An 18,874-nucleotide genomic window follows, 5' to 3' on the forward strand; every position below is an offset into this window, starting at 1 on the left:
CTGGCAAGTCGATTGTTATCGGTTTGCCAGGCTTTTTTATGCCTAAATATTTTGTGATCAGCTATTTAAAGTCGATATTTATCGGTTGTAATATCGGCTGATCATTACGCTGCCTATACTGGCGAGCCTGCATCTTTTTCGATCACTGACCTGGCGCCCCTGGCACCGGGCCTTCGCAGAGGTTACCCATGAAGACCCTCAACTCGACCCCCCGCGCCGACGGTTTCCACATGCCCGCCGAATGGGCCCCGCAGACCCAGGTGTGGATGGTCTGGCCGGAGCGTCCGGACAACTGGCGCCTGGGCGGCAAGCCGGCACAGGCCGCGCATGTGACCCTGGCCAAGGCCATCGCCCGCTTCGAGCCGGTCACCGTGGCGGTGTCCGCCGGCCAGTACGAGAACGCCCGTCGCCAGCTCGACCTGCCCAACATCCGCGTGGTCGAGATCAGCAACGACGACGCCTGGGTGCGTGACACCGGCCCGACCTTCGTCATCAACGACCACGGCGAGGTACGCGGCGTGGACTGGGGCTTCAACGCCTGGGGCGGCTTCGATGGCGGCCTGTACGCGCCCTGGAACCGTGACGAGGAGCTGGCCGCCAAGGTCATGGAGATGGAGCGCGTGCAGCGTTACCACACCGAAGGCTTCGTGCTCGAAGGCGGTTCGATCCACGTCGATGGCGAAGGCACCCTGATCACCACCGAAGAATGCCTGCTCAACCGCAACCGCAACCCGCACCTGGATCGCGAACAGATCGAGGAGATCCTGCGCGAGCACCTGGCGGTCGAGACCATCGTCTGGCTGCCGGACGGCCTGTACAACGACGAGACCGATGGCCACGTCGACAACTTCTGCTGTTACGTCAGCCCAGGCGAAGTGTTACTGGCCTGGACCGATGATTCCAATGACCCCAACTATGCGCGCTGCCACGCCGCCTACGAGGTGCTGAAAAACACCCGCGACGCCAAAGGGCGCGAGTTCGTGGTGCACAAGATGCCGATTCCGGGGCCGCTTTACGCCACCCAGGCCGAATGCGATGGCGTCGATCATGTGGTGGGCAGCCAAGAGCGTGACCCTTCGGTACGCCTGGCCGGGTCCTATGTGAACTTCCTGATCGTCAATGGCGGCATCATCGCGCCGAGCTTCGACGACCCTGCTGATGCGCAAGCCAGAGCTATCCTGGCCAAGGTCTTCCCGGATCACGAAGTGGTGATGATCCCGGGGCGTGAGCTGCTGTTAGGCGGTGGCAACATCCACTGCCTGACCCAGCAGCAACCGGCTCCGGTAAAACGTTGATCGGCCAATGAGTGAAAAACCCGTCGAAAGGCGGGTTTTTTTTGCTCGCGATAGTCGGTCGGGCGGCATGGCACAGCAATTGTATTGATTTTTCCTCGTACTTCAGACGAATGGGCCTACGCCATTCTGTAACGCATCTGAAGTAACTTAGCCGCTCACTCGGCCCAGGGAGTACGTGAGGAAATGAACGCAGCAAGTGAGTCGGCTTTGCCCTCAACGGCGGCCAGTCACCAATCGCTCAGAATCCTGGCTCAGTGGTTGAAACGTCATGGAGACGATCGGGTCAGGACGACCGACCCACGACGCCTGCTGGATGGGCGATACCCCCAAGGCCTGATCAGCGAGGAAGAGCTCGACGCTCTGCTGGCTGTCTGGCATTGACCGGGAAGGATCCCGCCGCAGAAAAAAACGCCACCGCAATTGCGGTGGCGTTTTCGTTTGGGCGACCCGTCCTTGACGTCCGCTCCGGATTGCAACTCAGAAGCTGTAGGTCCCGGTCACCACCAGGCTGCGCGGATCGCCCACCTGGATCTGCGCCGCGCTGGTGGCCGAGCTGTAGTAGGTCTTGTCGGTGATGTTGCTCAACGCCGCGCGAACATCCCAGTCGTGGGTGCGATAACCGGCCAGCGCGTCCCAGCGGCCGTAGCCCGGCAGGATCACGGTGTTCTGGTTGTCGGCGTAGCGGTCGCCGACCAGGGTCAAACCGGTTTCGGCGTACCAGCCCAGCTCCGGCTTCCAGGTCACGAACAGGCTGGCGTTACGTTTGGCCACATCATTGATGCGGTTGCCCTGCTGGCCGTTGTTGTCCTTGACGATGGTCGCGTCCTGCAGACCGATGCCGCCGCGCACGTACCAGTTGCCCACCACGTTGCCGGTGGCGGTCAGCTCGATGCCGCGCGAGCGTTGCAGGCCGCTGAGCTGGATCAGTTCCGGGTTGATCGGGTCGCGGGTACGGCGGTTGTACAGTTCCAGTTCGTAGATCGCCAGGGTGGTGCTCAGGCGTTCGTCGAACCATTCGCTCTTGACCCCGATTTCCTTCTGCCGGGTCTGTTCCGGGTCGGTCTGGTTGGCGTTGCCGGCCGCGCCGGGGGTGATGCCGATCAGGCCGCCACCGACCGGAGAGTAGGTCTTGCTCCAGGAGGCATAGAAGGAGTGGTCCTGCCAGGGGGTGTACACCACGCCGATACGCGGACTGAAACTGTTGTCCTTCTGCTTTTCCGAGATGTTGCGCAGTTTGTTGGTGGTGTCCACCTCGAACTGGTCGAAGCGCACGCCGGCCAGCAGCTGCCACTGGTCGTTGAGGCGGATCTGGTCCTGCAGGTAGATCCCTCGGCTCTCGACATCAGTGTGGTTGTTGCTGGACACCCGCATGATGCCGTTGTGCTGTTGGCTGGCCGTGGCCCCCTGCAGCGGTACCGAGGGAACGCCTACGCCTTGGCTCAGCAGCGAGTTGCGACGCTGCTCGCCCATTTCCAGGCCAACCAGCAGCGTGTGCTCCAGACCGAAGGTTTCTACATGACCTTCGAGTTCGATGGTGTTGTAGAGGTTGCGGGTGCTCAGGTCCTGCTGCCAGCGCTGGCGGTCCACCAGACCGGCAGCGGGGCGGTAGGCGGTCAGGTAGGTGTTGTCGAAGTCGCTCTCCAGGGTGAACAGGCTGAAGGTGTGGCGCAGTTGCCACTGATCGTTCAGCTCGTAGTTCAGGCGCGAGCGCAGCGACTCGGCGCGGTCGTTGATGTAGTCGCGCTGGGTGTCGCCGTAGGTGGTCTTGCGGCTGACATCGGCGGGGCGCCCGGTGAGCGGGTTGCCGGGGATGCCACGGTCGGGTGTGCGGTCGTAGCGGCTGTACTCGTACTGCACCAGCCAGTTCAGTTCGGGGGTGATCTGCCAGCTCATGGACGGGGCGAACAGTTGGCGGTGGTTGCCATCGATCCCGTCGCGGAAGCTGTTCTTGTCCTCGTTGCCCAGGTTCAGGCGCAGGCTGAGGGTATCACTGGGGTCGGCGCTGAGGTCGGCATACAGGCTGCGCAGGTCCTGGCTGCCACCTTGTGCCTCGATGGTCGAGCGGCGGCCGTGCTCCGGCGCCTTGCTCACCCGGTTGACGATACCGCCCTGGCTGCCACGGCCATAAAGCACCGCGGCCGGGCCCTTGAGCACCTCGACCCGCTCGATGTTGTGCAGATCACGGGTGTACTGGCTGTCGTCGCGGACACCGTCCAGGTAGAAGTCGTTGCTGGCGTCGAAGCCGCGAATGCGCAGGCTGTCGAAGCGGGTGTCGGCGCCGCTGCTGACGTTGGGGATGCCTTCCAGTGCCTTGCCCAGGTTGCTGCTGCCGTAGTCCAGCACGTTGCGGGTCTTCACCGAATCGATGGCCTGTGGCACGTAGCGCGCGGGGGTCGAGGTGCGGGTCGCGGTGGTCACGTCCTTGACTCGCGGGTTGTCCTCTTCGCGGGTGCTGTCGGCTGTCACCGAGGTTTCCGGCAGGGTCGTGGTGGCAGCACTGGCCAGGCCGGCGCTGAACAGCAGCGACAGGCCCAGGGTCAAGGGTGAAAGGCGGCAGGGGGCAGGCATCGAAGGCGTCCAAGGGAGGAGTGAGAAATTGGGCGCGAATGGTAATGCTTGCTATTTGCTGTTGCATCGACATTTGTAAAGGGTTGTCTTTACAAATGTTTCAAGATGTTGCTATTCATTCGGATTGATTTGAAATTATCTTGGCATTCATGGGGGTGCATTTCCGGAATGGCTTGTGGGAGCGGCGGTGCGTGCAATGCTGCTCTGCGCGTGACAGCGCAGCCGGAAGGGCAGGGCACTTTCCAACAGGCTTTCGGAAGGCCTGCGGAAGCATGGCCGTATGACGGTTTTATGGATTTCGGCTGCTTTGCACAAAAGAGACAAATTTGCGCTGACCCACGGCAGATATGCATGGAAATGCACCAGCGCTGACCTTGTTTTTGGTTATATCAACCTGCATTTCACGTTTTTTTGACATGTATAAGCAGGCAGGGCTAGGATTCGGGCTCTACGCCTGCTGGCCATTCTCTGGCCATGCGGCTGCAAGGCCCGTTGCAGACAATTGGCGGGCCTTCGGCTTGGATCCGCATAGCGTCGAACCTACGAAGGGGCGTTGGTTCCTGGCGTTCTGATGCAGAGCGTTTTTGAATACGAAATAAGGAAAATAACATGTTGAAAACCAGGATCAGCCTGGTCGCCCTGGCGATGATCGCCGCGACCCAGGCACAGGCCAATGACCAGGCCGAGAGCAAGGGCTTCATCGAGGACAGCCACGCCAACGTCCTTCTGCGCAACGCCTTCATCAACCGTGACAAGAAGCATCACACCAACGACCAGTCCCAGTGGGGCCAGGGCGTCATCGCCAACTTCTCCTCCGGTTTCACCCAGGGTACCGTCGGTGTAGGTGTCGACGCGTTCGGCCTGTACGCCTTGCGCCTCGATGGCGGCAAGGGCCGTAACCAGGGTGGCGGTGTCGACTTCTTCAAGCGTTCGGACCCCACCCTTCCTGACGAAAAAACCAACGCTTCGCATAACCTGGCCCGTGGTGGCGCTGCGGTGAAGTTCCGTGTGTCCAACACTGTGCTCAAGTACGGTGACCAGATGCCGGCCTTGCCGGTTCTGCAGTACGACGACGGTCGCCTGCTGCCAGAAAGCTTCACCGGCACCATGATCACCTCCAAGGAGATCAAGGGCCTGGAAATCAACGCCGGCCGCTTCACCCAGGAAGCGCGCAAGAGCGCCGAGCGTCGTGATGGCGGCGGGCTGAAGTCGATCAACGTGCTCGGCGGCAGCTACAAGTTCACCGACAACTTCACCGCGTCGCTGTACACCGCCGACAACGAAGACGTGATGAAGAAGCACTACCTGGGCCTGAACTACGTCTTCCCGATTGCCAGCGACCAGTCCCTGACCCTGGACTTCAACGGCTACAAGTCGGACATCGACAACAAGTACGTGCGTGCCGCCAAGCTCAACGGCGACTCCAACACCATCTGGAGCCTGGCCGCCACCTACGCCTACGGCCCGCACTCGTTCACCCTGGCGCACCAGCGCAGCACCGGCAGCACCGGCTACAACTACGGCTGGTACCAGAACGATGGTGGCGTGGGTGACGGTGGCTCGACCATCTACCTGGCCAACTCCTACTGGTCCGACTTCAACGCAGAAGACGAGCGCTCCTGGCAGCTGGGCTATGGCCTGGACTTTGGCGCCTTCGGCGTTCCGGGGCTGACCTACAAGTTTGCCTATGTCGTGGGTGATAACATCAACACCCGTAAAGTCGGCGCCCCACAAGGCTTCGGTGAAGGTAAAGAGCGCGAGATCTTCAACCAGATCCGTTACGTGGTTCAGGAAGGCCCGGCCAAGGACCTGTCCGTCAAACTGCGTAGCTCCTTCCTGCGGACCAACAATGCTGTCCAGCAGAACGGTTACAACGACGACGGCAACGAAGTCCGCGTATTCGTCGAGTACCCGATCAGCATCTTCTGATCCTGATCTTGCGTCACCCGCAGCCCCGGCCTATGCCGGGGCTGTTTCTTTCCGCAGCACGCTGGCCGTCACCGGCGCCACCTCGATTTCCCCCGTCTCCGGCGCAAAGCTGTCACTGCGCGCCATCCGCCACATCCGTGCATAGAACTCGCTGTCGATCGCACCGCTGAGCAATTCGCCCGGCTTGAGGAAGGTGTGCAGTTGCGAGAACAGGCCGATCTCGCTGGCGCTGATACGCCGCGCCAGGTGCTTGGGCTTGAGTTCAGTAGGATGGTCCAGGCCGGCAGCGGCAAGCATCTCGGCCAGGGCATGCAGGGTATTGCGGTGGAAGCTTGCGACCCGCTCGGCCTTCTCCGGCACCACCAGCGCGCGCTGGCGCAACGCATCCTGGGTCGCCACGCCGGTCGGGCACTTGTTGGTGTGGCAGCTTTGCGACTGGATGCAGCCGATGGCGAACATGAAGCCCCGGGCCGAGTTGACCCAGTCGGCGCCGATGGCCAGCACGCTGGCGATGTCGAAGGCGCTGACCAGCTTGCCCGCCGCGCCGATGCGGATGCGCTCGCGCAGGTTCAACCCCACCAGGGTGTTGTGCACGAACATCAGGCCCTCGCGCAGCGGCACGCCCATGTTGTCGGAGAACTCCCGGGGCGCCGCGCCGGTGCCGCCTTCCTTGCCGTCGACGACGATGAAGTCCGGGGTGATGCCGGTGGCCAGCATGGCCTTGGCGATGCCCATGAACTCCCACGGGTGGCCCAGGCAGAACTTGAAGCCCACCGGCTTGCCGCCGGACAGCTCGCGCAGCCGGGCGACGAACTGCAGCAGTTCCCGCGGTGTGGCGAAAGCACTGTGGGCGGCCGGCGAGATGCAGTCCTCGCCCTCGCGCACGCCTCGGGTGGCGGCAATCTCGGCGCTGACCTTGTGCCCCGGCAGGATCCCGCCATGGCCCGGCTTGGCGCCCTGGCTGAGCTTGATCTCGATCATCTTCACCTGGGCGGCGCGGGCCTGCTCGGCGAAGCGCTCGGGGTCGAACTGGCCGTCTTCGCTGCGGCAGCCGAAATAGCCGCTACCGATTTCCCAGATCAGGTCGCCGCCGTGTTCGCGGTGGTAGGGGCTGATGCTGCCCTCGCCGGTGTCATGGGCGAAGCGGCCCAGGCGCGCGCCCTTGTTCAGCGCGGCGATGGCATTGGCGCTGAGGGCGCCGAAGCTCATGGCCGAGATGTTGAAGATCGACGCCGAGTACGGTTGGCGGCACTGTGGGCCGCCGATGCGAATGCGGAACGACGCAGGGTCGGGCATCGGCACCGGCAGCATCGAGTGGCTGATGAACTCGAAGCCCGGCTTGTAGGCATCGTTGAGCGTGCCGAAGGCTTTCTCGGCACTCTCGTTCTTGGCCCTGGCGTAGACCAGTGAACGCTGGGCGCGGGAGAACGGCAGCTTGTCGTCGTCGCCCTCGATCAGGTACTGGCGGATCTCCGGGCGGATGGTCTCGATCAGGTAGCGGATATTGCCCAGGATCGGATAGTTGCGGCGCACGGCGTGGTGGCGTTGGCGCAGGTCGTTGAGGCCGACCAGGCTGAGCAGGGCGCTGACGACGGTGAAGGGCCAGAGCCAGGTGTGGGCAAGCAGGAAAGGGGCACTGGCAATCGTGAAGACCAGACACAGGAACAGGCAGGCATAGCGGCTGGGGAGCGAGTCTTTCATGGGTCCATCGCAGGCGGGATGACCCGGCCTAGGATAGGCAAAGGCTGCGCAGGGAAAACCTGGGGTTTCGGTAAAAGACTGTTACTCGACGCGGAATTGCCTGGGGCGGTAGCTACGGCCAGTTTCGATGGCAGCCAAGGTCGCGGTATCCGATCAGGTGAACTGGATGAAGAAGAAGCCGGCTTCATCACCGTGCTTGCCGCGCCGTGCTTGCCTGTCGATATACAGGTAGCCGATACCGTCCGAGAACAATCCCACGTGCTGTGGGCTGGCGCTGGCCACATCACTGTCGAGCAGTTGCATCAGGAACAGGAAGCGCTGGGGCTCGTAGATCGGATCCTGCAGCCAGCAAGGCCGCCCGACGGGCTTGCTCAGGTCGATGCCGCTGTCCTCGTCCTCCAGTTCCTGCTCTTCCTCTTCATCGCTGAACGGTTCGAACTGGATGTAGGCACGTTCCAGCAGGAGGGCTGCGGTTGGCGGCGCGATCGACTGGTCGGCCAGCTCATGCAGGATGACCCGGGCAAAACCATTGGCGCGTTTTTCGTCGAGCTCACTCTGCTGGTTGACGGTGTAATGGCGCTGGGTGGATCGACTGAAGGCGCCGTCATGCTGACGCGCGGTGATGAACACCGTGATTGCCATGCCGGGTGGAATGAAGGTGACGGGCAGGAAGCGTTCGCTCAATGTCAGCAGCGGGGTCATCGGCTCACCGGTGTCCGGACTTCTTGGCCACAGCGAAGCATCCTTGAGGCGGGCACCGCCGCCGATCTGGCCCAGACCGTGATCCTGGCCGGAAAGCACGATTTTTTGCGAGGTCATGGTCGATAGCATCCTTTGCTTTTGGCGAGTCTGATTGTGCAGTACCGCAATGGTCGTGTCTGTTGCTGTGTGATCTCCTGCCAATGGCCTACGCCTTGAGTAAATCGGGGTAGTCGCTGAACCAATAGCGCAGGGCGTCCTGGTTGAGGCCATGCTCACCGCGCCAGAAGTCCATCGGGTAACTCCAGTCCGACGAGCGTGCGCTGCGTGGTGCCAGGCCGAGGTTGGTATAGCGGTACAGCAGGCCAGGGTGCTCTGGCGTCTGCAGTATGCCGCAGTGCCCAAGCAGGTCGAGGAACCCCCGGCCTTCTTCTTCGCTCATCTTGATGCCGGGTAGTTTGCGCAGTAGCTTGAGCAATTCCTTGGGCTTGGTCGGGGCCGGAACATTACGGATAAGATCAATGACAGAGACCATCAAGTCGAAATTTTCCGGTCGCAGCTTCGCCGCAGCGTTGTACTCTTGCAGCATGAACGCGATGTGCAGGATATCGCCACCTAATACGGCTCCGACGAAAAAACGAACCCGGTTGAGTTGCATGAAGTTGACATCGATCTGCTCGAACGCGCTGCAAACCTGGCAAGTCAGTTGATCGTGCACCGTGAAGGGATGTTTGGGCAGGTGTGTAGCGCACGCCAAGGCCGACATTGCCGCGCGCAGACTCGCTTCATTACGTTCGACACCTACAAGAAAGTTGCCAACGATCTCGCTCTTACGTGCCTTGGCTTGCTCGGTGAACAAACAGTCAAGAACCTGATCGTGTCCTTGATGGCAGCGCCCGGTCGCCAGGCCTGTTGCAAGTAATCTCTCGCTGGGTGGTTCCAGAGGGTTCTGGGCCTTCAGGGCCTTGCGTAGTTCGGCAGTGTTCTCATACATGTTCATCCTCCGCAGCTACTTGCCTTGGTCTTTATCGATGACGCTTGCTGGAGAGCCATTGAATGCGATGGTTTCCATCAGGTCACTTCCAGGCGCGCGCGACGTTACGTGCTAACTGCTGGCACCTGCTGCTATCGTGGGCGAGCAGTGCTGCTTCAAGTCGGCGTCTCCAGTGCCAGGACCTTCCAGCTCGCCTTGCGTTTACGCTCGATGAGTGCGGCCAGGGCCTTGGCGGTCGGAGCACCCTTGCCGGTGAACTTCACCGGTGCCAGGGTCAGCAGTGTGACCTTCTCGTTTTCGGGAATCCGCTCGCCATCACCATGCTTGTTCCAGGGCTTGTCCACCGCCAACAGCGCATCCACCTCGCCAGGCCAGTGCAGGTCGGCAAACTGTGCATCGTCACGCTGGAACAGCATGCCCTCGGCCACAGGGCCGTGCTCGAAGGTTCTGGCGGCGAGGCGTGCCAGCATTCCTACCGGAAAACTCCAGGCGTCAGGCACCGGCAATCCGATCTGGGGCAGTGCCCAGTCACCTGGCAGGCAGAGAAACAACTCGGTCATCGGGGCAACTTGGTACAGACCGGAGGTGAACAGCAGCTTGTAGTCGGTCTTGCCATCGATCAGGCTGACATGCAGCGTGCTGTGTGGGTCTTCACTGGGAGGACAGAACGCGGTGGGCAGGACCCACCCAGCGGTATTGTGCACGAAGGTGACAATGGCCTGTCCGGCGCCTTCGGCATCAGCGCCCTCGACATCGTTGATGCTGCGTGCCCCGTGTTCGAGCAGCAGATCGACCGTGCGCTGATGCCCCCATTCGCGTGCAGCGTCCAGTGCGCTGTCATTGGCGCGTCGGTGCAGGCGATTGACCTGTGCGCCTCGCGTCAGCAGCAGTGCAACGACCTCGTTGTGGCCCGATTGGGCCGCTGCGTATAGCGGTGGGCAGACGCTGAGCGGCAAGCCGTCGACCAGAGCACCGGCATCGAGCAGGCAAACGCAGGTTTCAAGGTGCCCTTCACTGGCTGCCAGTTCGAGAGCGCTGGCATGGCCCTCGTCTACATACGGCTGGTTAGGCGCCAGGCCCAGCTCCAGGAGCAGGCCACAGTTCGCAGTCTGTCCGGCCCGGGCAGCCATATGCAGCAGCCCTTCCTCGTCGGCCTCGCCATAGCGGGGCAGCACCAGCAGCTCGGGGTATTTCTGTGCGAACGCACGTAGCCGCTCCAGCTTGCCCTCTTCTACATCGTCATAGAGGCGGTCGAGCTTGGTCTCATGCTTTTCGTAGAGTTGTTGCCAACCGATCATCAAATAGCGGTTCCCCGTCCGAGGGTCTGGTTCAGGTTAAGTAAGGCCCTTGTCAGCCCCACGGAAATATCACTTGCCCGGGCGGGGGATCAAGGCAAACTGGAATGCTTCCGGGCAGTGCTGCTCGAGCCAGTTCTTTGCCCGTTCACTGACGAGATAGCCGCCGTGCACATCGGCCTTGAAGAAGTCGGCGTGCTCATCAGCACGGACTACCTCCAGGTAATGAGAGGGATCATTGCTCTTTACACTCTCGTCCATGCGCAAGGCGACCTTGCCAGCGACGTAGGCGCACCAGAACGCCGGCATGCGTGCCGCCAGTTGTGGGTCATGGGGGCGTGACTCGATGATCGATTCGGGCTCGCCATCCAGCTCCAGGTAGACGCTGATGCCCTTGGCCGCGTCCCATTGCTGCCAGTCGAGTTCGACAATATGGGACTTTTCCAGATGCTCGAAGCGGCTGATACCTTTCAGGCCAGAGTTCTCCAACGCCTCCTTTGTCGGCTCGGTCAGTACCAGCAGGCCAGAGCGGATGTAGGCGGGCGGTGTGTAGGGACCGGTACGCTCGATGCTGTCAATGTCGGTATCTTCGTCCCAGGCGATCATGCCGTAGGCTAGCACTTCACCCCAATCGCCCCAGGGTGTTTGTGCGTTGCTGACAAAATAGATGTTCATATTAGGCTTCACGGCTCTTGCTGTTCTGGTCGCAACATCTTTCATGGAGCCATTGCCATGAGGGGGCCGTGCAACAGTTGTACTGCCCATGCGACGCCCAGCGAGCAGATTGGCTGCCAAGGACTTAAACCTTGAGCAGCTCGGGATAGTCACTGAACCAATAGTCCAGGGCATCCTGGTTGAGACCATGCTCTCCGCGCCAGAAGTCCATCGGGTAGCTCCAGTCCGACGATCGCGCGCTGCGTGGCGCCAGGCCGAGGTTGGTGTAGCGGTACAGCAGGCCAGGGTGCTCCGGGGTCTGCAGTATCCCGCAGTGTCCAAGCAGGTCGAGGAAACCCCGGCCTTCTTCTTCGCTCATCTTGATGCCGGGTAGTTTACGCAGCAGCTTGAGCAGGTCCTTGGGTTTGGTCACGGCAGGCACGTTACGGATCAGGTCCAGAATCGACACCATCAGGTCCAGGTTACCCGGCCGTTCTCTCGGCCCGGCGTTATGTTCCTGCAACTGGAACGCGATGTGGGAGGGGCTGCCGAAAAGCGCTGCGCCGATCAGAAAACGCACCCTGTTGAGGGCAATGAAGTTGACTTCGCGCTCCTTGAAGAAACTGCAGACCTGACAGTTCAGTTGGTCCTGCGCCGTGAAGGCGTGTTGCGGCAGGTGTGTCGCGCAAGCATAGGCCGACAGAGCCGCGCGCAGGTAGGCCTGGTTGCGCTCGACACCGGTGAGAAAGTTGGCGACCACCTCTTTCTTCACCACGGTCTCTCGCTCCTTGAACAGCCAGGTAAGCACCTGGTCATGGCTCATCCTGCGGGTCTCGGTCGCCAGGCCTGTGGCTACCAGCGCCGAGCTTGGTGGCTCGCTGGGATGCTGGGCCTTGAGGATCTTGCAAAGTTGTTCCGGAGTTGCAGTCATGTTCATTTCCCGCAGGAGCTTTTGTTGGCCTTGGGGGGCAGGGCGCCACGGCTGTCGAGCACGGGCAGTTGCGTGACTTTGCTGACACCGCGTGCCTTCAGGAAGTCGTTGGCGAGCGCTATCCGCTCGAGGCCAGGGTCTTTTTTCGCCTTGGCGTCGGAGATGCCATAGATCTTGTTGCCTCGCACGTTCGGGTTCTTCCTGCCGAGCACTTCTCGCTCGCGGATCCCTGAATCTTCGATGCCGCGTATCGTGTCGTAGTCGGTACCAATCGGTGTCACGCGGTTGATGCGGTCACCTTCCTTGAGGCGTGGGCCGTCTGCGCCTTTGGTTTCCATATGTCGGCGTACCACGCCTTCGAGCGTATCGTTGTCCGAGGCTCGCCCGTTGTAATACGGGTTGCCTTTCTCGTCGGAAAGGAAATAGCTCCAGTCCAACCCGTGCGGATCTATCCCGCCGATAGGGTTCGGTGCATAGCGGTACAGGTTGATGCCGCCTTCCAGGCCGATAGGGTCGGGCTGAGTGAAGCGGCCGCTCTGTGGGTCATAGTAGCGGAACAGGTTGTAGTGCAGGCCTGTCTCACGGTCCAGGTACTGACCTTGAAAGCGCAGGTTTTGCTGTTCGATGAAGTCGTCAGCCCGCCACTCGCGTAAGGTCATGCCCCAGGCGGAGCATTCGCCCTCCCAGGCCAACGTACCGTCACTGTCGGTCAGTTGCTCGGGCAGACCGTTGAGGGCGTTGTGGTAATGGAACGTGCGTTGATGCGCACCTTGACCGTCGACACGTGCCAGGACTCTGTAGCCCGGTTCATAGACATATAGGGTGAGGTGGCCGTTGCAGCGCTCTTGCAGCAATTTGAGACCGTCCCAGCCAAAGTCGGTGCTGCCCAGCAGATTGCCCTGATCGTCGTGTTCGGTCTTGCCGATGCGGCGTCCGAGAGGGTCGTAGTGCAGCTTGACGATGCGCTCGCGTCCGCCGCGTATAGAGCGCACTTGAACAAGGCGATGATGCTGGTCGTAGCTCATATGCTGTTCGCCATACAGCGTGCTGCGTTTTTCCGAAAGGCGTCCGAAACCGTCATAGCGGTAGTGGCGATCTTCCAGTTGGAGCAACTGGTCATGGCGGGCGACTTGCCCAGCGCCGGGCACACGGTTTGCCGCAGCGTCATAGAGGTACTGTTCGTTTTGGCCTGGCAACGATCCCTGGTTGGCGAGCAGGCGATCCGTTGCGTCGTAATGCATCAGCAACTGATGCTGATGATCGGGTTGCTGGCGCAGGTAGCGCACCAGATTGTCGCGATCATCGAAGTCGAAGCGCTGCTGCCAGGGCGCGGGCAGGTGTTCGTTGTGGTCGGCGCCCCAGCGCAGACGGGCGCTCGGCCGGCCACTGAGGTCATATTGGCTACGGGTAAGCAGCCGTCCCTGGGTTCGCGAGACCTCACGGTGCAGGCGATCGCGCTCGAAATCGCAGATCACCTGCCCGTCGATGTTGATCTGATGGAGGTGTCCCGAGCCATACACCAGGCGGTTCAGTTGGCGGCCATCGGGCAGCCGCGTCTGCAAGCGATTGTCCAGTGCGTCGTAGGTGTGCTCCAGCCTTCCGGCACTGTTGCTTTCGGCAGTGCGGCGTCCGCAGGCATCATGCTCGAACGCGACGCGTTGCACATTCCCCTGACGATCCTCGCTGATCACCTCCATCAACCGGTCCATCGGATCGAGACTGTAGGTAGTGCTGTCGTCCTCGGTAAGCAACGCAACCAGCCTGCCGGCGGCGTCACGTCGAAGGCGGTGATGGATCGGCGCCTCTCCGGCGCCCGGCGCCGGAATGAAGTCCATGGCGATGATCTGGCCGAGTCCATCGTACTGGTAGGCCTTGCGACTGCCATCCAGATTTTCATGCACGGCTAGGCGGTTCGCCTCATCCCAGGTGAAACGATAGGACTCACCGTTGCTGTTGGTCAGTGCCACCAGCCGTGTGCAACGGTCATAGGTAAACAGTGTCGGACGGCCGAGGTTGTCCCGCTGCTCGATGAGCTGGCCATTCAGGTCATAGCGAAAATGCTCGACGTTGCCGAGCGGATCGATGAAGCATTCGAGCAGGCCCGAGGCGGTGTACCTGTACTGGACAATGCGCCCATCCGCCAGCTCCTGGCGTATCCGATGTCCCAAGGCATCGTGTTGGAAGTGGCTGGTCTGGCCGAGGGCGTTGGTCAGACTCTGCAAATGGCCGCGCCGGTCGTAGCGCAACCGTGTAGCGTAGCCTGAGCAGTCCACCTGCTCGATCAGCAGACCTTGTTCGTTCCAGCGCTGACGTTGGCGCTTGCCCGTGGCGTCGATGGTTTCCAGCGGTAGGCCATGTTCGTCATGGCGGTAGCGCGTCACCTCGCCCAAGGGGTCGGTTTCGCGAATACAGTTGCCGTGCTGGTCGTAGCGATAGGTCCAGGTTGCCCCGGCGGCATTGGTTTCACTGCGAGGCAACGCCCAATGCTCAAGCCACTGGGTCGATTCACTGCGTCCCAACGGATCGATGGTTTCGCATAGGTTGCCGGATTCGTCGTAGCTGAAGCGCCATTTACCGCCTTCAGGATCGGTGGCGGCAAGCAGCTGACGTTCATCGTTCCAGTGGAAGCGCCAGGTCTGGCCCAGCGCGTTACTCGACTCGATGATCTGGAACTGCGCGTTCCAGCGCCGCACACTGGTGCGTAGCAGCGGGTCGGTGATGCAGGTGATGCCAGCCTCGATATCGTATTCGAAGTGATACTCGTCGCCGGCGTTGGTCCAGTGCCGGATCACCCGCCAGTCGTCCAGTTTCTGCCACTGGTAATGGCAAAGCAGGCCATTGGCTGTTTGATGCCCGACCATGCGCCGACCTTCGTCATACATGAATCGACGCTGCAATTGCCCCAGTGCATCGTGGACCTCGGCCAGATCGCCAGCGGCGTCGTAGCGATAGCTGGCGAGCGTTTCAGCATCGTCATCGACGAACACCCGTTCGATATGGCTGACTCGACGTGGCCAAGCGCCGCTGTAGTGCAGCTTGATCCGCACGCGGTCAAAGGTGTCGCGTAGCCACATCAGGCGCCCGAGATCGTCATAGTCCAGGTGGATGCGGTTGTCGTTGCGATCCCCCAGTTTCGCCAGACGCAGGTGGTTGGCGTCCTGTGGACTGGGTTCGAACAATCGATAGAGGCCGCTGCTGATGTCTTCGATCAGCAGCTCGCCATCAAGGGCGCGTCGCACGCTAATGCCTTCGCCAGCGCTGAAGACGGCGTCGCCGAGGGCGATCATTCCCATGTCGATGACACGAGCTTGCTCGTCTGTATACAGCAGACGGTCGTGCTCGACCCTTACAGACACTTCATAGGGGACGCTCCAACCGGCACCGAACAGACCCTCGCGGCGTTCATCGCGACTGTTGTAGTAGCGTTGCCAGTCCAGCGGGATCATGGCCTGGAGGGTGAAGTCGAGGTCGTGTTCGTCGCTCAGAATCTTCGCACCAGTAGGCGCGTGGACAGGGTTTGGCGAGCCGACGATGGCCGAAGTCAGGGCGGCGGTCACCTGACTGCTGGCAAAACTGACCACGCCTCCGACGAGCATGCACCCAAACTTGCTATAAAACTTCCCCCCCCGCCCCCGCAACATCATCAACGCCGTGATCGCCAGGCCGATCCCCGGCGTCTTGCCGCTGCGGATCTCGCGCACCACGATCGGCCCGCCGCCGATGCGCACGTTGTCCGACACCAGCCCGCCATCGACGATCACCGCCTCGCAGGTGCTGCGGTCGCCGCTGCGGCAGGCCGGGTGGCCGTTGATCAGCACCTTGCTCGAACCCTCGGCCAGGTACTGCGGTGGCATCGGCGGGTGCTTGGTGCACAGCACCTTGTCGTCGGGGGCTTCCTGGGTGTTGGCCGCAGGGCTGGCGACGGTCGGCCGCCACATCTGTGAGAAGAAGCCCTTGGCCATGTCGAGGAAGGTCTCTTCCTGTTCCTCGGCCTGCGCGCCACCGCCCCCGCCACTGGCCGGGGCGGAGGGAGCGGTCACCACGCCGGCCGCGCGCGCGGCGCGCTTGCCGTTGGTCTTGGTGTTGGGCGAGCCACTGACGATGGTGGCCTGCACGGTCGGCGGGAACAGGGCGTTGCCGATGCCCTCGCATAATCGACTGAGCCCGGTGTCCGCGCCGGTCTTGGCCATGACCACACCGACCACCAGGCCCACCACCGCGCCCAGCACGAAGCAGCCCAGGCCGCCGGTGACCACGGTAATGCCCAATGCCGCGGCCACCGCGGCGGTGGCCAGGGCGCCGATGGCGACGTTGGCGGCCACTTCCAGCACGCCGCCGATGATGTCGGCCATCACCGAGGTGTGCAGCAGCGCATCGCCTTCGCGTGCGGCCCAGAGTGCGTCGGACATGGTGCGGGGTCAGCCCAGGTTGTCGAAGTCGAGGGACTGCTTGAGCGCCGCCCAGTGCGTCGCCTCGGCCTCACCCAGGGGGGTGGGTTTGACGTAGCTCAGGGCGAACATCTTGCGCGTGCCCGGCAGCACCAGCGCCAGCTGGTACTGGTAGACCTTTTCCTGGCCCTTGCTGAACTGGCTGCTCAGCTCGATCGCCTGGATCGGCTGCGCCGCGCCCACCTGGGTGGCGCGGGCCGGCTGGAACTGCAGGTCCTTGACCTGCTGCTGCAGGCGCTGCAACTGGCCGTCGAAGTTGCTCTGCAGGGTCTCGCCCTCTTCGAGCAGGCTGCGGCTGACGATCAGCGAGGTGCCCAGGGCTTCGAAGCGCAGGATGTTGATGCTGGTGTCGCGCACCTGCGCATCGGGCAGGGCGAAGCGGAATTCGTTGACGCGGTAGCTCATGGTTTGGTCTCGTTACTTGCCGGCGCCGGGGAAGAGGGCCTTCACCGCGCCGTCGATGGCCGTTTTCACGCCCTGGTTGTTCGGGTCGGTCTGCGCGCCGCTGCCCACGTTCAGGTCAAGGGTGCCGCCGGTGTTGATCTCGGCGTCGGCGTTGGCGTGGAAGCTGAACTGCTCGCAGCTGATGTTGATCTGCCCGCTGGCGTTGAGCTCGATCACGCTCTTGCCGCAGACCAGGCGCAGGTTCTCGCCGACTTCGATCAGGTAGCTGGTGCTGACACTGTCGGTCTTGCTCGCGCCGACCAGCAGCATGTCGTCGCGGCGCACGGCGCGGATGCGGTCCTGGCCGATGGTGATGGTCTCGAGCATGCCGACGGTCTGGGTGCGGTTGACGCCCACCGACAGGGTCTCGCTCTGCTCGACCACGGTGTCCATGTTGCGTTCGGCATGCATGTACAGTTGCTCGGCGCCCTTCTTGTCCTCCATGCGGATTTCGTTGAAGTTGGCCGGGCTGCCGCCCTTGCTGGAACGGCTCTTCATGCCGCTCTGGGTGGCGCCGCCGGGCAGGTCGTAGGGCACGGTCTGTTCGGCGTTGTACACCCGTCCGGTGATGATCGGCCGATCGGGGTCGCCTTCGAGGAAGCTGACGATGACTTCCTGGCCGATGCGCGGGACCTGGATCGAGCCCCAGTTCTTGCCGGCCGTGGCCTGGGATACGCGGATCCAGCACGAGCTGTTCTCGTTGGACTGGTCGTGGCGGTCCCAGTGGAAGTGCACCTTCACCCGGCCATACTGGTCGGTCCAGATCTCCTCGCCAGCCGGGCCGACCACCACGGCGGTCTGCGGCCCCTTGACGATCGGGCGCAGCGAACTGCTCACCGGGCGGTAGCTCTGCTGCGCGTCGATGCAGCTCAGGTTGCTCTCGAACTGCGCCGCGCCGCTGCCGCCACCGCTTTCCAGGCGTTCCTGGTGCACGTAGTAGCGGGCGGCGACGATCAGGTACTCGCGGTTCTGGTCCTGGCGGCTGAAGTTGCTCAGGCTGAACAGATGGCCGCTGCCCAGGCCCCGGGCGTTGCCGCGCAGCTCGACGCGCTCGTGCAGGCTTTGCAGCGATTCCAGGCGGGTGCGGGCGTAGTGCTCGCCATCTTGGGTCTGCTCATAGGCACCGGGGTAGTCGTACAGCGGGTAGTCGCCGGCCTGGTGCGGCCGGGGCATGGCCGAGCGCACGTCGATGCGCGCGCTGGGGCGCTGGAAGTCGTAGTCGTTTAGCTCCAGGGAGCCGGGCTGGACTTCCTGAGCCAGGTGCCAGTCGTTGATGTGGTCGCGCTCGCGGTGCTGGCCGTCCGGCGGGTAGTAGGGCACGGTCTCGTAGCCGGGGGCTTTCTGGTGCGCGCCATAGGCGTCGGCGAGCACCAGTACGTGGCGTTCCTGCTCGTGGCGGAAGAAGTAGTAGATGCCTTCCTCCTCCATCAGCCGGCTGACGAAGTCGAAGCTGGTCTCGCGGTACTGCACGCAGTACTCGCGCTCGCGGTAGTTGCGGCTGAGCAGGTCCTCGAAATCCGAGAAACCCAGGTCGCGGAACACTTGCTTGATGATCTGCGGCGCGCTCAGGTGCTGGAAGATCCGGCAGTCGCTGGTGCGCGTCAGCAACCACAGCCAGGGGCGCAGGGTGACGCGGTAGCTGGCGAACTGGCCCTGATCCACCGACTGGCTGCAGCGGGCGACGATGCCGTGGAAGTGCCGCGATGTGCCGAGGCTCTGCTGCACGCTCAGGCTCATGGGCTTGCCCAGCAGCTGGTTGAGGTCGATGGCTGGGTCGTCGCTGGTCAGCTGCAGCTCGTAGTCGAACAGGCGGCCAAGCTCCTCGCTGCCGCCCATCTCGGCAAGGATCAGCTTGTCCGGCCCCAGGGGGCTGTTGATTTGCGCCAGGCGCGTGAACTGCTTGAACAGCATGGTCG

At 62.4% G+C, this 18,874-nt stretch carries 12 protein-coding genes; 2 read left to right on the plus strand and 10 right to left on the minus strand.

Annotation, left to right across the window (positions count from 1 at the left end):
• The first annotated feature begins 188 nt into the window (after window positions 1-188).
• Window positions 189-1,295 (plus strand): agmatine deiminase, encoded by a 1,107-nt coding sequence (gene aguA / locus DFS21_RS13605; protein WP_111532493.1) that lies wholly within the window; start codon window positions 189-191, stop codon window positions 1,293-1,295.
• Between the two features lie 477 nt (window positions 1,296-1,772).
• Here the strand turns inward: aguA and DFS21_RS13615 are convergent, their stop codons facing one another.
• A complete protein-coding gene (locus tag DFS21_RS13615; RefSeq protein WP_111532495.1) occupies window positions 1,773-3,863 on the minus strand; it encodes a TonB-dependent siderophore receptor in 2,091 nt (696 codons plus the stop codon).
• A gap of 609 nt (window positions 3,864-4,472) precedes the next feature.
• Here DFS21_RS13615 and DFS21_RS13620 point away from each other — a divergent pair.
• The gene (locus tag DFS21_RS13620; RefSeq protein WP_110700207.1) at window positions 4,473-5,792 is read left to right on the plus strand and encodes an OprD family porin; all 1,320 of its coding nucleotides are present in this window, start codon (window positions 4,473-4,475) and stop codon (window positions 5,790-5,792) included.
• Between the two features lie 30 nt (window positions 5,793-5,822).
• Here DFS21_RS13620 and DFS21_RS13625 read toward each other — a convergent pair whose 3' ends face one another.
• The 9 genes from DFS21_RS13625 to DFS21_RS13665 all read right to left on the minus strand — a co-directional run bounded on the left by DFS21_RS13625 (window position 5,823) and on the right by DFS21_RS13665 (window position 18,869).
• Entirely contained in the window at window positions 5,823-7,493 is a 1,671-nt protein-coding gene (locus DFS21_RS13625) for an FMN-binding glutamate synthase family protein (protein ID WP_111532496.1), read from the minus strand.
• Window positions 7,494-7,646: 153 nt separating this feature from the next.
• Window positions 7,647-8,312 (minus strand): hypothetical protein, encoded by a 666-nt coding sequence (locus tag DFS21_RS13630; protein ID WP_111532497.1) that lies wholly within the window; start codon window positions 8,310-8,312, stop codon window positions 7,647-7,649.
• An 88-nt stretch (window positions 8,313-8,400) separates the two neighbouring features.
• Window positions 8,401-9,186, minus strand: a complete 786-nt coding sequence (locus DFS21_RS13635; RefSeq protein ID WP_111532498.1) for a hypothetical protein — start codon at window positions 9,184-9,186, stop codon at window positions 8,401-8,403.
• A 155-nt stretch (window positions 9,187-9,341) separates the two neighbouring features.
• On the minus strand, window positions 9,342-10,484 hold the full coding sequence (locus tag DFS21_RS13640; protein ID WP_111532499.1) for an ankyrin repeat domain-containing protein: 1,143 nt from the start codon (window positions 10,482-10,484) through the stop codon (window positions 9,342-9,344).
• A gap of 69 nt (window positions 10,485-10,553) precedes the next feature.
• Window positions 10,554-11,156 (minus strand): hypothetical protein, encoded by a 603-nt coding sequence (locus DFS21_RS13645; RefSeq protein ID WP_178082019.1) that lies wholly within the window; start codon window positions 11,154-11,156, stop codon window positions 10,554-10,556.
• Between the two features lie 124 nt (window positions 11,157-11,280).
• A complete protein-coding gene (locus DFS21_RS13650; protein ID WP_110700215.1) occupies window positions 11,281-12,066 on the minus strand; it encodes a hypothetical protein in 786 nt (261 codons plus the stop codon).
• Between the two features lie 2 nt (window positions 12,067-12,068).
• A complete protein-coding gene (locus DFS21_RS13655) occupies window positions 12,069-16,475 on the minus strand; it encodes an RHS repeat-associated core domain-containing protein (RefSeq protein WP_111532500.1) in 4,407 nt (1,468 codons plus the stop codon).
• A 9-nt stretch (window positions 16,476-16,484) separates the two neighbouring features.
• Window positions 16,485-16,919 carry a DcrB-related protein gene (locus tag DFS21_RS13660; RefSeq protein WP_111532501.1) on the minus strand — a complete coding sequence of 145 codons (435 nt, stop codon included), beginning with the start codon at window positions 16,917-16,919 and terminating at the stop codon, window positions 16,485-16,487.
• A 12-nt stretch (window positions 16,920-16,931) separates the two neighbouring features.
• Window positions 16,932-18,869 (minus strand): type VI secretion system Vgr family protein, encoded by a 1,938-nt coding sequence (locus tag DFS21_RS13665; protein WP_110700219.1) that lies wholly within the window; start codon window positions 18,867-18,869, stop codon window positions 16,932-16,934.
• Between the last annotated feature and the right edge of the window lie 5 nt (window positions 18,870-18,874).

Source organism: Pseudomonas sp. 2848 (assembly GCF_003253945.1).
GTDB lineage: Bacteria > Pseudomonadota > Gammaproteobacteria > Pseudomonadales > Pseudomonadaceae > Aquipseudomonas.